The 13,827-nt window shown below is 68.3% G+C and carries 13 protein-coding genes and 1 tRNA gene; 6 read left to right on the forward strand and 8 right to left on the reverse strand.

The genetic code is table 11. The features are described from left to right. Positions 1-399: 399 nt before the first annotated feature. From DEA06_RS16375 to DEA06_RS10375, 3 genes are all read right to left on the reverse strand, one after another. Positions 400-861 carry a hypothetical protein gene (locus DEA06_RS16375; protein WP_133241742.1) on the reverse strand — a complete coding sequence of 154 codons (462 nt, stop codon included), beginning with the start codon at positions 859-861 and terminating at the stop codon, positions 400-402. A 275-nt stretch (positions 862-1,136) separates the two neighbouring features. Further along, positions 1,137-1,213: transfer RNA gene (locus DEA06_RS10370), tRNA-Pro, on the reverse strand. A gap of 122 nt (positions 1,214-1,335) precedes the next feature. Then, positions 1,336-2,838: a hypothetical protein gene (locus tag DEA06_RS10375; RefSeq protein ID WP_116647902.1), complete on the reverse strand. Its 1,503-nt coding sequence runs from the start codon at positions 2,836-2,838 to the stop codon at positions 1,336-1,338. Positions 2,839-2,962: 124 nt separating this feature from the next. Here DEA06_RS10375 and DEA06_RS10380 point away from each other — a divergent pair, with 124 nt between their 5' ends. Further along, positions 2,963-3,976, forward strand: coding sequence for an endonuclease/exonuclease/phosphatase family protein (locus DEA06_RS10380; protein WP_116647903.1), 1,014 nt, complete (start codon positions 2,963-2,965; stop codon positions 3,974-3,976). A gap of 12 nt (positions 3,977-3,988) precedes the next feature. On the opposite strand, the gene DEA06_RS10385 is transcribed toward DEA06_RS10380, so the two are convergent. The 3 genes from DEA06_RS10385 to DEA06_RS10395 all read right to left on the reverse strand — a co-directional run bounded on the left by DEA06_RS10385 (position 3,989) and on the right by DEA06_RS10395 (position 7,927). Next, on the reverse strand, positions 3,989-4,339 hold the full coding sequence (locus tag DEA06_RS10385) for a VOC family protein (protein ID WP_116647904.1): 351 nt from the start codon (positions 4,337-4,339) through the stop codon (positions 3,989-3,991). A 72-nt stretch (positions 4,340-4,411) separates the two neighbouring features. Continuing rightward, the gene (locus DEA06_RS10390; RefSeq protein ID WP_240606906.1) at positions 4,412-5,335 is read right to left on the reverse strand and encodes a metallophosphoesterase; all 924 of its coding nucleotides are present in this window, start codon (positions 5,333-5,335) and stop codon (positions 4,412-4,414) included. Continuing rightward, on the reverse strand, positions 5,336-7,927 hold the full coding sequence (locus DEA06_RS10395) for a transglycosylase domain-containing protein (RefSeq protein WP_116647905.1): 2,592 nt from the start codon (positions 7,925-7,927) through the stop codon (positions 5,336-5,338). A 100-nt stretch (positions 7,928-8,027) separates the two neighbouring features. Here DEA06_RS10395 and DEA06_RS10400 point away from each other — a divergent pair, with 100 nt between their 5' ends. Continuing rightward, positions 8,028-8,246: a hypothetical protein gene (locus DEA06_RS10400; protein WP_116647906.1), complete on the forward strand. Its 219-nt coding sequence runs from the start codon at positions 8,028-8,030 to the stop codon at positions 8,244-8,246. Further along, the gene (locus tag DEA06_RS10405) at positions 8,243-8,710 is read left to right on the forward strand and encodes a RidA family protein (protein ID WP_116647907.1); all 468 of its coding nucleotides are present in this window, start codon (positions 8,243-8,245) and stop codon (positions 8,708-8,710) included. The genes DEA06_RS10400 and DEA06_RS10405 overlap by 4 nt, the downstream gene beginning before the upstream one ends. 33 nt (positions 8,711-8,743) lie before the next feature. On the opposite strand, the gene DEA06_RS16570 is transcribed toward DEA06_RS10405, so the two are convergent. Both DEA06_RS16570 and acs read right to left on the reverse strand, forming a co-directional pair. Next, positions 8,744-8,911 (reverse strand): hypothetical protein, encoded by a 168-nt coding sequence (locus DEA06_RS16570; RefSeq protein ID WP_165817972.1) that lies wholly within the window; start codon positions 8,909-8,911, stop codon positions 8,744-8,746. Further along, complete coding sequence (gene acs / locus DEA06_RS10410; RefSeq protein ID WP_116647908.1) at positions 8,908-10,884, reverse strand: acetate--CoA ligase; 1,977 nt, start codon at positions 10,882-10,884, stop codon at positions 8,908-8,910. The genes DEA06_RS16570 and acs overlap by 4 nt, the downstream gene beginning before the upstream one ends. A gap of 365 nt (positions 10,885-11,249) precedes the next feature. On the opposite strand from acs, the gene DEA06_RS10415 reads away from it, so the two are divergent. From DEA06_RS10415 to DEA06_RS10425, 3 genes are all read left to right on the forward strand, one after another. Further along, positions 11,250-11,834, forward strand: coding sequence for an ATPase, T2SS/T4P/T4SS family (locus tag DEA06_RS10415; RefSeq protein WP_116647909.1), 585 nt, complete (start codon positions 11,250-11,252; stop codon positions 11,832-11,834). Between the two features lie 108 nt (positions 11,835-11,942). Beyond that, positions 11,943-12,665 (forward strand): hypothetical protein, encoded by a 723-nt coding sequence (locus DEA06_RS10420; RefSeq protein ID WP_116647910.1) that lies wholly within the window; start codon positions 11,943-11,945, stop codon positions 12,663-12,665. Continuing rightward, positions 12,658-13,821 carry an XRE family transcriptional regulator gene (locus tag DEA06_RS10425; protein WP_116647911.1) on the forward strand — a complete coding sequence of 388 codons (1,164 nt, stop codon included), beginning with the start codon at positions 12,658-12,660 and terminating at the stop codon, positions 13,819-13,821. The genes DEA06_RS10420 and DEA06_RS10425 overlap by 8 nt, the downstream gene beginning before the upstream one ends. Positions 13,822-13,827: the final 6 nt, after the last annotated feature.

Here is a 13,827-nt window from a genome sequence, read left to right on the forward strand (position 1 = left end):
CTCTGTTCCACTCATTCGCAGTGCCGATCGTGCTCGGATCCTGACTCGGTACCAAAACGGGGAGCCGTCGACTGCACGGGCTACGGAGGTTGGTGTCGCGAAGACGAGCGCTCTGGGTGTGCTCCGTGAGAACAACGCAGTGATGCGTCGCCAGTCCCTGACGCCAGCACAGGTCGCTGCAGCCGCCGAGCTGCACGGGACAGGCTCTTCACTCTCGCGAGTGGCCGCCGAGCTTTGCCCCAAGCAGGACACGATCCGGCTCGCATGGAAAGCTGCGGGTGTGGTGCTCAGACCACCGACGGGCCGAAAGGTCCCCAGCTAAGCAGTTGTTCCCGTTCCCGGACATCACATCTAGCTGCTGCTCGAGCACCTGTACTCATGAAGTATCAGAAGACTGGATCAGCCAGCGACGGCTTTCAGCGACGAGGATAGTTCAGCAAGTCGGTTCGACATTTCCGCCAGCCCGATTGCCGCCGCATCGAAAGAAAGAGTCGCGGCAACCTCACCGGCTCGACGGAGCGCCTGTGGGTCTTCCCAGGTAGTCGAGCCTGCGAGCAAGGCCTGGGCATCGTCAATTTCCGTCAAGAGAACCCACGTCTGCTCGTTGACGATATTCGATGCGAATGCCATTGGAGGTAGACGGGAGGTGCCTAGAAGACGCTCGGATTGCCGAATGATGCGGTTCCGGGAGATAGAAGAAATCACCATTTGGTCAGCCACCGCCCGAGCTAACGCACGTGAACGACTCTTCGCCGTTGAGGATGTCGTCGAGCGTCGGCGGCTGGTTCGCGGATAAGGGTCGAGGTCTTTCAGAATGGACGATTTCACCCGTATCGTCCGAAAGGCCTCGACGTGCATCACGCGAACTTCGTTCGCCCTGATGCGTCCACGTTCGAGAAATGCTCATAGCACTTTCCTCACCTCGTGGTAGGGCGAGCTCGAGTACCCGGCACGTCACCGAGACGGGAACACCGTCAGCGGCGAGCTCGGTCACGAGCGGGTAGAGCCTCTTCCCGGGGAGTTGGGCTCCATTCCCCGGAGAAAAGCACGGGAGCCCCCCGCAGTCCTGCGGAAGGCTCCCGTACTTTCACTCTTGGACGGAATGTTTCGTCCAAAAGGTCTGTACATCCTTGAATTGGTCGGGGTGACAGGATTTGAACCTGCGGCCTCGTCGTCCCGAACGACGCGCGCTACCAAGCTGCGCCACACCCCGGAGCAACCACACGAGTCTACCCCGTTCTGAGGGATGGTTCGAACCGCGGACGCAATGAGATGGCCGACCGCCCGCCGACGGCGTGAGGGGCGCGCATCGGCGGACGGCGGCGTTCGGGGAGGTCAGGGGGATGCTGTGGCTCGCCGCCGCTGCCGAAGATGCGCGAGAAGAGCGATTCCGAGCATCAGCGCGGCCCCGCCGGCTCCGGCGATGCGCGGCGTGAGAGCGTCGCTGCCGGTCGCGGCGAGCGTGCGCGTGGGTTCCACCGGATGCTGCGCCGCCGGGGGCTGCTCGGGCTTCGGCTGCTCGGGCGGGGGAGGAGCTGCCACGGTCACCATCTGCGTGGCGACACCGAAGTTCTCCGTCCACGAGAACCCGGGAGGCAAGTGAGGGGCGGTGGCGGGGTGCTGCTCGTTCGAGTCGATCTGCCAGACGGCGGCGTAGACGCCCGGCCCGGGCAGCTCCCATTCGGAGGTGACGCGGTAGACCCCGGACCCGGTCGCCGGGTCGCTCTGCAGCGCAAGGTCGCCCACGTGCTCCGCGTCGGCGGGTACGGCCTCGGTCTCGGGCAGGACGGCCTCGGTGCGGTAGACCTTCGCGGTGGCGCGGAGCACCACGAACGTGCCGTCGGCGGCGCGCGGCCACGCGCCCTCGATCGAAGAAAGCGTCACGTCGTCGACGAACGGGCCACCGTCGATCTCCGGCTCGGCGACCCGCGTGGTCAGACCGGGGGTGAAAACGACCGGGCGGGGCGCAGCATCCGTCGCCTCGGCGGTGAACTCGATGTTGCCCCCGGGACCAGCCGTGTCCTGACCGCCGGGAGTCGTGACGTGGCGGACGGCCGGAGCGAAGGCCGCCGAACCGTGTGCTCTCGCGTGAACGCTGAAGGGTGTGCCGTCGTCGGTCGGGGCAGTGGCGACAATCGCGTACTCGGTGCCGGGGGCCGCGTCGGCGCGCTCGGGCGAGCCCGTGTCGGCGAACACGGCGTTCGTGAGGGCGATGCTTCCCGCCGCCGAGGCATCGAGCTGCACGGTGCCCCGCCGCGGATCGGCGGTGTCGGTCGTCAACGTCAGGGTCGCCGAGCTCGATGGCACGGTCACGGCCATCCCCTCGGCGTAGTAGGCCTCGGCGAGCGATCCCACCCCGGCGCTGTGCTCGGGAGCGAGCTTGGAGAACGTCCAGTGCACCGCCTCGGCGAGCGAGTCTCCGCGGTACCCCCACGCGTGCAGGGTCGCGTCTCGATTCGCGATCGACTTGACCGCCCATCCGACGGCTGCCGCCTGCACCGGGTCTGTCGTTTGCCCGTACGTGGTGACGATGAGGTTGATCCCGGCGAGCTGATGCGGCGTGAGACCAGCCGCCGAACCGCTCACTCCGTGGTCGACCGAGGTGCCGGTCGGCAGGGGGAGTCCCGGGATGATGCAGTAGGTGTGAACCCCGCCGACGAGCATCGAGCCGTGCCAGCCGTGCGCCGACAACGGCGCCCACGTTCCGAAGCCCGTCCCCTGATCGGCCGCCCGAGCGGGAGGTGCGGTCCACAGCGCGCCGACGAGGGTGAGCACCAGGCACAGGACGAGCGCCGCGGGGGCGCGAAGACGGAGGAGAGAGACGGGCACGGTGGGCATCGCGGCATCCTTTCGACGGGGTATTCGTCGATCGTGCGACGCGAGCGGATGCTGCGGAGCCTGCGGGGGAGCGGATGTGGAGAAGTCGCGCGGAAGCCGGGCTGGGGAGGAGAGGCGTGATGTCATGGATTCCGTGAAACCACGACGCCACCGCCCTGCGCTGTTCGCCGTGACGCTCGCTGTCAGCGTGCCCCTGGTGGTGCTCACGGCCTGGCCGCAGGCGTTCGGGGCGCAGACGGCACCGGTCGTGGCGCAGGTCATCGCGTTCCGCGGGCCGCTCGCAATCGCCTTGCTCACGATCGCCCTGGTCACCTCGATCATCGCGGTCATCAGACGTCGGTGGTCGGTCTCGGCGGCTCTCGCGATCGCCGTCGCAGCTGCCGCAGTGATCAACGGCGGCGTCGTGCTCGCGCGCGCAGGGGGCGCTGAGAGCACCGGCGGTGAGCTCACGGTCGTGGCGTGGAACACGCAGGGCGGCGCCGCCGCACCGTCGGCCATCGCCCGATTGGTGCAGGAGACCGGGGCTGAGATCGTGAGCCTCCCCGAGACCGACGCGGACGCCGCTGCCGAGGCCGTGCGGATGCTCGCCGAGCGGGGCGTGCACATGTCCACGGACACCACGTACGGCGGGACGGGGTACTCGCCGATCCCCACGTCGATCCTCATCGCCGGCGAGCTGGGCGAGTATCGGGTGGACGCGTCGGCGGGATCGACCCCTGGCCTCCCGAGCGCCGTCTGGCGGCCCGTTTCGGGTGAGGGGCCGACGATCGTCGCCGCACACCCCATGCCGCCCCTCCCGGGAAGCCTGAACCAGTGGCGCGAGGGTCTGCGCTGGGTCGCTGACCGATGCGATGCGCCGAACGTGATCGTCGCGGGCGACCTCAACGCGACCGTCGACCATCTCTCCGGAACCGGGCGCGGCCCCGCACTCGTCGGAGCGTGCGCCGATGCCGCTTCGGAGGTGGGCGCCGCCTCGACGGGTACCTGGCCAGCCCGGTTTCCCGCCTGGCTCGCGTCGCCGATCGATCACGTGCTCGTCGGACCGGCCTGGTCGGTGCGAGGGTTCGACGTGGTGACGTCGTTCGACGATGCCGGGAGCGATCACCGCCCCGTCGTCGCCGAACTCGAGAGGCGCTGAGCCGCGACCTGCCTACGCCAGTTCGGTGACGAAGCCGATCTTGTTGCCGTCGGGATCGATCAGCTCGAAGAACTCGACCACGCCTTCGAAACGCTGCATCTCGCCGACCGTCAGGCCCCGCGACTCCAGGTCGCGCCGCAGCGCCGTCGCGTCGGCGACGCTGATGTTCACCGAAATGCCCTCGCGGCCCGCAAGATCGGGGGCGGCCGCCAGCTGCAACCAGAAGGGGCCGAGGTCGAACTCGACGAGACCGTCCAGGGGAATCTGATCGGGCTCGCCGAGCGAGAGCGCCGTTCGGTACCAGTCGGTCGCACGGTCGATGTCGCGGACGGGTATGCCCACCGTCACGGCTTTCGCATCCATGCCGTCACGGTAGCGCCAACCCGGACCGATGCTCCAGAGCAGAAACCGCAGGCCGCGCGGCCGCCACGGCGATCAGCGCGGCAGGAGCGTGAGGAGCGTGACCTCGGGGCGGCAGGCGAACCGCACCGGGGCGTAGATCGAATGCCCGAGGCCGGCGCTGACGTTGAGCGGCGCGGTGCGTCCCTCGTGCGTCCACTCGCTCAGACCGCGGGCCTGGTCGAGTGGGATGTCGCAGTTCGCGACGAGTGCATCGCGGCTGCCCGGGATGCGAACCTGTCCGCCGTGGGTGTGGCCGGCGAAGATCACGTCGGCCCCGAGATCGACGTACTCGTCGAGCACGCGGCGATAGGGGGCGTGGGTGACGCCGAGCATGAGATCGGCCTCGCCGAGCCCGCCGATCGCCGCGGGGAGCACCTCGAGGTCGTCCCAGTCGCGGTGGGCATCGTTGACGCCGAAGGCGTTGATGCGCACTCCGCGAACCTCGAGCGACGTCGCCGCGTTGTCGATCAGCGTCCACCCGAGGTCGTCGGTCAGGTAGCCGTCGAGAGCGTCGACATCCATCTGCTCGATATCGGGGCGGCGCTGCGACGGCCCGGTGAAGTAGCGCAGCGGGTTGCGGAACGACGGTCCTTGGAAGTCGTTCGATCCGTGGACGAACAGTCCGGGCACGCCCGTGAACGGCTCGAACGCCTCGCGCAGCCCCGTCAGGCCGTCGCGGTGCCCGATGTTGTCACCGGTGTTGACGATGAGGTCGGGCTCGAGTCGGGCGAGACCCGCGATCCACTCCTGCTTGCGGTGCTGCCACGGCGCCATGTGGGCGTCGGAGATGTGCAGGATGCGGAGGGCATCGGCGTCACGCGGCAGCACCCGCAGGGCGTGATAGCGGACGGTGAAGAGGTAGCGCTCGATTCCCATGCCCCAGGTCGCGGCGCCCGCACCGACCGCCCCCACCGCCGCGACGGCGGTGAGGGCGGCCTTGGCCGCAGGTGCTACCACTCAGCAGGCCTTCGCGGTGTACGCGACGGTGATGGCCGTGCCGCGCGAGGTGACGGTGCCGGCGCTCGGGTTCGTGCCCGAGACGAGACCCGCGTCGGGCGCGGCAGGGTCGGCCGTGCAACTGCCCGACAGCTGGGTGAAGCCCGCCGCCTGCAGTGTCGCGACCGCCTGGGCGGGCGCCGAACCCGCGACCGAGGGCACCGACGTCGCCTGACCGTTGCTGGGGCTGATCGTGATGTTCGCACCGGAGGGCGCGCGGTTCGCGCTTTGCGACACGACGATATCCGTCGGCTGATCGGAATCGACGGGGCTACCGACAGATACCGAGAAGCCTGCGGCCTCCAGCGTCGAGGTCGCCTGGTCGACCGACTGACCCACCACGTTCGGCACGTCGCGCTGCACCTGGCGCACCAGGTTGTTGTCGGGCCGCGGGAACGCGTCTCCGCCATACGCCGCATTGGCCGCGCGCTGCACGTCTTTCGCGATGAAGTAGCGGATGTTCTGCAGGCCGTTGCCTCGGTAGCTGTTCTTGAAGACGTCCAGCTTGCCGTTGGCGTTACCTGCCCAGACCGCGGTGGCGACCTTCGAGCTCGACTCGACCATCCAGGTCTGCCACTCCTGGTGCGTTCCCGTCTTTCCGATCAGCGCGGTGCCGTCACCGGTGTTCGCTCGTGAGCCGGTTCCGCCGCCCGCCATGACGCCCTGCAGCGCGTACGCCGCCGTCGCCGCGACCTCGGGCGTGATGACCTGCTCGCAGGTGGTCTCGGGGATGGGGAGTTCCTCGCCCTTGGAGTTCGTCACACGGTCGATGACCTTCGGCTGGCAGTAGATGCCGTTGTTCGCCACCGTGCCGTACGCGCCGGCCATCGCCATCGGCGAGACGGCGCTGGGGCCGATGATCTGCGTCGGGTACTCGACCTGGATGGGCTCGCCGTTGCTGCCCATCACGCCCATCCTTGCTGCCACCTTTCCGATGTCGCACAGGTCGAGCTGCGCGGCCATGGCGACGTATCCCGAGTTCAGCGAATCGCGGGTGAAGGTCATAGGCGTGCCGTAGCCACCGCCGGTGCCACCGAAGTTGCCCGGTTTCCAGGTGTTGCCGACGATGTTGCCGGTGCAGCTGTTGGTGAAGCGGCTGATCGCCACGTCTCGACCGTTGACCGACTCGTTGACCGAGTGCCCCTTCTCGAGCCAGTCGATCAGGGTGAAGAGCTTGAACGTCGAGCCGGCGGAGAACCCGTCGGACCCGCCGTTTTTCTGCGTTCCGGCATAGACGATCGACGAGTACGCCGGGTCGCTCGCGGCCAGGTTGCTGTCCTCCGTGAACTTCGTGTTCTGGGCGATCGCCAGAACGCGCCCGGTCGTGGCTTCAACGCTCACCGATGTCGCACCGTAGCTCGTTCCGGGCACGGACTCGGGCGCGTATTCGGCCATGGCGTCCTGCGCCGCGCTCTGCACGCGCCAGTCGAGCGTGGTGTAGATGTTCAACCCGCCCTGCTTCAGGGCGCGCTCACGGTCGACGGGCTCGGCACCGAAGGCCGGGTCGCTGCGCACGACCGAGACGACGTACTGGCAGAAGTACGCGGTCGCGCCGGTTGCGGAGCATCCGGTCTGCGCGGGAGTGATCGCCGGGGTGATCGGCTCGGCCACGGCGGCGTCATGCTGCTCTTGCGTGATCTTGCCGTCTTCGAGCATGCGGCCGAGAACGTAGGTCTGACGCGTCTTGGTGAGCGCGTATCCGTTCGCGGCGCCGTTCGACGCGTTGTCGGGCTGATCGATGCGGTACGTGTTCGGGTTCTGCACGATGCCCGCGAGAACGGCGGCCTGGCCGACGCTCAGATCGGCCGCTGACACGTTGAAGTAGTAGCGGGCCGCGGCGTCGATGCCGTAGGTCGTGCCGCCGAAGTTGGCGATGTTCAGGTAGCCGAGCAGGATCTCGTCTTTCGAGTACTCCTTCTCGAGCTGGATGGCGAAGCGCATTTCCTGCAGCTTGCGCTCGTAGCCGTCGACGCCCGACGCCTGGGTCGCCTCGAGCCAGCAGCTCTGAAGGGCTTCGTCACGGGTCTTGATGGTGGTGACGGTGCCGTCGTCGGCGGTTTCGGTCTCTGCCTGCGCGTCGCGCTCGCACCGCTGGATGAGCACGTTCTTCACGTACTGCTGGCTGATCGACGAACCACCCTGCGTCGCACCGCCCTGAGCGTTGCTCAGAAGGGCGCGGGTGGTGCCGATGAGGTCGACGCCGCCGTGCTGGTAGTAGCGGGGGTCTTCGCTGGAGAGGATCGCGTCGTACGCGACCGGGTTGATCTGGCCGAACTCGACCGGGGAGCGGTTCTGGTCGTAGAACGACGTCAGCTCCACCCAGCCATCTTCGCCCGCGTTCGTGTAGATCGTCGTCGGCAGCATGAGCTCGTCGATCTCGAGGTAGCTCGGCATGTTGTCGAAGATCTTGATGGCGCTGGAGGCGGCGGCGCCCGAGACGGCGATGGCCGGGGTCACGGTGGCGGTGATGAGCACACCCGCGACGACGCTGAGGCCCACGAGTCCGAGAAGACCCCCGAGCGCGCCAGTAGGCGTCCGTTTCTTGTCAGGCATAGGCTTGATCGTAAGGGAGAACCCTGGGCGATGGCTCGACAGCCCCGCCGTTTCCGTAGGCCGCGATTCCCGCGCCGACCTCGACGATTCCGGAGCCGCGATGACCACGTGGGAGTACCTCACCACACCCCTTCTCATCCACAACACCGCCGCCATCCTCAACAACTGGGGCAAGCAGGGCTGGGAGCTCGTGCAGGTGGTGACCGGTCCGGAGGGCGGGCTCGTCGCCTACTTCAAGCGCCCGACGGGCGCCGGCTCCGCGAACGCGGGGCTGGATGCTGCGGCCACCGCCGCTCAGCAGTTCGGGGAGTCTTCGTGACCGCGTCCGCCATGCTGGCCGAGCTCGGCATTGATCTGCCGAGCGTCCCGCAGCCCGCCGGCGCCTACATCCCTGCGAAGGTCTTCGGCGATCTCGTCTTCACCGCGGGGCAGCTGCCGCTCGTCTCCGGCGTGCTCCCGGCGACCGGTAAGGTCGGCGAAGGCCGCGACCTCGTCGACCCCGCCGACGCCCACCAGTACGCCCGGCTCTGCGCACTGAACGCGATCGCCGCGGCGGCGGCCGCCGTCGGCGACGTCGACCGCATCACGGGTGTTCTGAAGGTGACCGGGTTCGTCGCCTCGATCCCGGCCTTCACGGGCCAGCCCGGTGTCATCAACGGTGCGAGCGAACTGCTCGGCCACGTCTTCGGCGATGCCGGGCGTCACGCCCGATCCGCCGTCGGCGTACCAGTGCTCCCGCTCGACAGCCCCGTCGAGGTCGAGGTCGTCTTCACGCTCGCCTGAGCCGCAGCATCCGCCCCGGGCGCTTCGACAGGCTCAGCGACCGGGGCGGCGGTTGGGAGACTCTCCCATCGGTGCGAGCAGCGCCGCCCCGGCGATCGCACTCAGACGATGGTGACCGATCACGATGATCGCGGATGAGGCCATCGCCATCCAGACGCCGAGCACGGGTACGAACCACCGAGTGCGAAACGCTGTCGTCATCTCGTGCCGGTGACTTGACCGGTGATCGTGCTCATGACCATCGTGTCGGCGAGCGTCGTGGTGTCGCCGACCTCGCGGCCCTCGGCCACGTCGCGCAGCAACCGCCGCATGATCTTGCCGGATCGCGTCTTCGGGAGCTCTCCGACGATGTAGATGTCGCGAGGCCGGGCGATCGGGCCGATCTGCTCGCCGACCCAGCCGCGCAGCGTCGAGGCGAGGCCCTCGGCGGAGTGCGCCTTGAGGAAGCTCTGCTTGATGATGACGAACGCCACCACCGCCTGCCCGGTCGTCTCATCCGACGCTCCGACGACGGCCGCCTCGGCGACCGCCTCGTTGCCGACCAGGGCCGACTCGATCTCGGCGGTCGACAACCGGTGCCCCGAGACGTTCATGACGTCATCGACGCGGCCGAGCAGCCACACGTCTCCGTCGTCATCGAGCCGCGCGCCGTCGCCGGCGAAGTAGTAGCCCTTGTCGGCGAACTTGTCCCAGTACGTCTCCTTGAAGCGCTCGGGGTCGCCCCAGATCCCGCGCAGCATGCTCGGCCACGGTTCGGTGATCACGAGCAGTCCGCCGTTGCCGTGACCGACGGGCTCGCCAGCGTCGTCGACCACGTCGACCGTGATGCCCGGAAGGGGCACCTGCGCCGAGCCGGGCTTGGTCTCGGTGACGCCCGGAAGCGCGGAGATCATGATCGCGCCGGTCTCGGTCTGCCACCAGGTGTCGACGATGGGGGCGGCCTCGTCGCCGATGATCGTGCGGTACCACATCCACGCCTCGGGGTTGATGGGCTCTCCCACCGATCCGAGCAGCCGGAGGGACGACAGGTCGAACTTCTGGGGCACCTCGCGGCCGATCTTCATGAACGACCGGATCGCCGTCGGCGCGGTGTAGAACACGGTCACGCCGTACTTCTCGATGACCTCCCACCAGCGTCCGGGGTGCGGGGTGTCGGGGGTGCCCTCGTAGAGCACCTGCGTCGCGCCGTTGGCCAGGGGGCCGTAGGTGACGTAGGTGTGCCCGGTGATCCAGCCGATGTCGGCGGTGCACCAGTAGACGTCCGTCTCGGGGTGGATGTCGTGCACGACGCGGTTGGTGAACGCCGCCTGCGTCAGGTATCCGCCCGAGGTGTGGAGGATGCCCTTCGGCTTGCCCGTGGTGCCGGAGGTGTAGAGGATGAACAGCGGATTCTCGGCGGGGAAGCCCTCGGCCGCGTGGTCGGGCGACGCATCCGGCACCGTCTCGTGCCACCACAGGTCGCGCCCCTCCTGCCAGTCGACCTCGTTGCCCCCGCGGCGCACCACCAGCACGTGCTCGACGGTCTCCTGCACGCCCGACCCGTTGCGGTCGGCGAGGGCCATGTCGACGGCGGGCTTGAGGGCCGACACCTTGCCCTTGCGGTAGCCGCCGTCGGCGGTGATGACGAGCTTCGCGCCGGCGTCGTCGATGCGCGCGCGCAGGCTGTCGGCCGAGAAGCCGCCGAAGACGACGGAGTGGATCGCTCCGAGGCGAGCGACGGCCAGCATCGCCGCCACCGCCTCGGGGATCATCGGCAGGTAGATCGCCACGCGGTCGCCCGCACCGATTCCGAGGCCCCGCAGCACGTTCGCAACGCGCTTGACCTCGTCAGTGAGCTCGGCGTACGACACGCGGCGCTCGTCGCCGTTCTCGCCTTCCCACAGCAGCGCGAGCCGGTCGCCGTGACCGGCCTCGACGTGACGGTCGAGGCAGTTGTAGGCCACGTTCAGCTCGCCGTCGGCGAACCAGGTCGCGAACGGAGGATTCGACCAGTCGAGGCCCTGCGTGAACGGCGTGTGCCAGTGCAGTTCGCGCGCCTGATCGGCCCAGAACCCCTCGCGGTCGGCCGCGGCCCGCTCATAGAGGTCGGCGGCGCCGACGGCCGTGGCGGCGAAGTCGGCCGACGGCGCGAAGCGTCGCGTCTCCGAGAGGAGGTGATCGATCTGGCTGCTCATCGGGGCGCGCTCCCTTGCGTGGCGGATGGGAGGGCGGATGCTGCGCATCGCCCGCCGGACAGGCTCAATCTAGCCACGGGTCGGAGGTGCGACTACCTCCGATAGTTGGTCGGTCGTTCGTGCGCGTCGATCGCGTTCCCCTCGGATTGGGCATAGTATCGATGCCAGCCGAACTTCGATTCTGGCATTCGCGGCGCGCGCACCCCCCCAATCGTGCGTGCTGCGTGGCGGCACCTCATACCCCCCTATGAGGTGCCGCCTCCTCTTTTCCCGGGCGCTCCTCCCCAGCGCCTCGGCGCTGCGTCTTCTCCACCGCCGACCGCGATCGACGGCGACGAGCAGACGCTTCTTCCTACGGTCGACGAATGGTCGTCCCCTTCGTCGTCACCCCGCGTCCGCACCATCCGCGCGCCGAGCCGGCCGAGCCCGCCTCGCTCGTCCCCGTCGTCGTCCCCGCGGCCCGCGACGAGATCGCACCCATCGACGAGGGCTTCGTGTCGCGGCATCCGGTGCTCCAGTCGTTCGGACGCTACCTCGACGATCCCGACGTGACCGACCTCTTCGTCAACGGCGACGCCGGACTCTTCGTCGATCGCGGCGACGGGCCCCGACGCGTGCGGGAGTGGCACGCGGGCGAAAGCGACGTGCGCGACCTCGCGGTCGCGTTGATCGGGCTCGGCGGCCGGCACATCGACGACGCGACGCCGTGCGTCGACGTGCGTCTCGGCCGAGGGCTGAGGGTGCACGCGGTGCTCGCTCCGATCGCGCAGCGTGGCACGTCGATCTCGATCCGCGTGCCGAGGATGTCGTTGCCCGATCTCGACGACCTCGCCCGCGGCGGCATGGTCGACGCGGCGGGCGCCGCAGCGCTCGGCCGGCTCGTCGCCGACCGCACGAACGTTCTCATCACCGGCGCCGGCGGGGCGGGCAATACCACATGGCGGATATGACGCCAGTAGCGACTATCGACGACCACACGCTGATCGGCGATGAGCGGCTGGCGTCGAAAACTAAAGTGATGTGGTAGCTTCTCTGTAGGCGGATGAAGGGAGCCTCAGGTGGCGATCGACGAGGGACGTGCATGGGCGTTGCGGACGCTGGGAGCCGATGGGGTGCTGGTGCGGGAGCAGATCTCGGCCATCATCCGCGACTGCCACGAGAAGATGGCGAACGCGCAGGCGGAAGCCGACATGAAGCACACCGGCGTGTACGGGCAGATCTGGCGTAAGTGCCTAGATGAGTTTGTGGCGGTGCTCGGGCGGCTTCCCTCGGCTGAGATCATCCCGCGGCGGGGCTACAAGCTGGTCTCGTTCAACGGCGTGGTCCTCTTCCCGTGGCGCTTCGCCCGGGAGCGCTCCACGGACATCGGATCGCGTCCTTTCGCGGTGTCGGACACGCGTATCTCCCTCTTCAGGCAGGAACGGGATCTCGCGCAGCAGCGCCTCGACATTGAGTACGAGCACCCGGAACTGACCGAGGAGGAGCGGGAGCTTCTCGACGCCGAAGCCAAGGCGCTCGAAGAGACGCTGACGTCTCACCGTGTGGTCGTCGTGCCCTACGCGAGCAACCCGTCTGCGCTTCACAGCATCGACTGGGGCGAGGCGACCCTGGGAGCCGATGGCTACCTCACCTTTGCATCGATGGAGTCGTTGCTCGACGTCGGATCGGACTCGTTGGTGGATGTCGAGCCTGCGGAGGAAGAGAGCTTCTCGAACGGCCCTATCCCGCGCCCTCAGCTGGGGGTGAAGGAGGAAGAGGCAGACGGAGGCGCTCATGGATGACCGGGACACCCTGTTCTCCCTGGTCGAGCCATCCGATCGCCCTGACCTCGGTGCTGTCGCGGGCAGCTTCGACCCTGCACGCCTGACGCAGGCGCGCTTCGCAGCAGGTCTGTCGAAGGCCAAGCTCGCTGATCTCATCGGGGTGACGCCCGCGGCCATCGGCCAGTACGAGTCACAGTCCTCCACACCGCGACGTGACCTCCTGCCCGTGCTCGCACGGGCGCTGCATGTGCCGGTGGGCTACTTCGCAACCGGCCGGCCGATTGGTCGAGTGGACGGGTCACAGGCGCACTTCCGGAGCCTGCGTTCGACGTCCGCGCGGGACCGCGCGAAGGCGATCGCGTTCATCGAACAGGTGTGGGAGCTGACATTCGCGCTGGAGAAGAAGGTCCGCTTCCCGGAGGTCGATCTGCCACCGATCGACCGAGGGCACGCGGACCCGCTTTCGGCCGCTCAAGCTCTCCGTGCGCAATGGGGGCTCGGCGTGAAGCCGGTGAAGCATCTGGTCGCCCTGGCGGAGTCACACGGCATCGTTGTCAGTCTGCTCACGATGGCCAACGCGGACGTCGCCCGTGTTGGCGCGTTCTCTACGTCGCACCTGGCAAGGCCGGTCATCGTCGTCACCCCGGAGCGGGCGAAATCCGTGTTCGTGTACCGGTTCACGATCGCGCACGAGCTCGGACACGTGCTGCTGCACGGCGAGGCGGCGCCTGGTGACAAGCAGCAGGAACGCGAAGCGGACCAGTTCGCGGCCGAGTTCCTTACGCCGCGCTCCCAGATTGTGAACCTGCTGCCACGCACGGTGAACTTGTCGCGGCTGGACGAGTTGTCGCGACACTGGGGTGTCTCCGTCGACTCGCTGCTGCTGCGGATGAAGGAGACCGGCGCCGTCTCTGACGCGTCGATCCGGCGCGGGTACCAGAAGCTGAACCAGTTGCGTAGTTCGGGACTGGAAACGCCCGAACCCGTGAACGCCTACCCCGGAGAGGTGCCCTCGATGCTCGCGCAAGCGGCCGAGCTCGCCGATCAAGCAGGTTACGGGCAGGCCGACCTTGCACGAGAGTTGAGATGGCACCCCGCGCGGGTGCGTGAGGTACTCGGCGCGGAAGACCCCCGGCCTGCCCTACGACTCGTGAGCGAGCCACCTCAGTCATAGAGCTCG

Source organism: Microbacterium sp. Gd 4-13, from assembly GCF_003095395.1.
Lineage (GTDB): Bacteria > Actinomycetota > Actinomycetes > Actinomycetales > Microbacteriaceae > Microbacterium.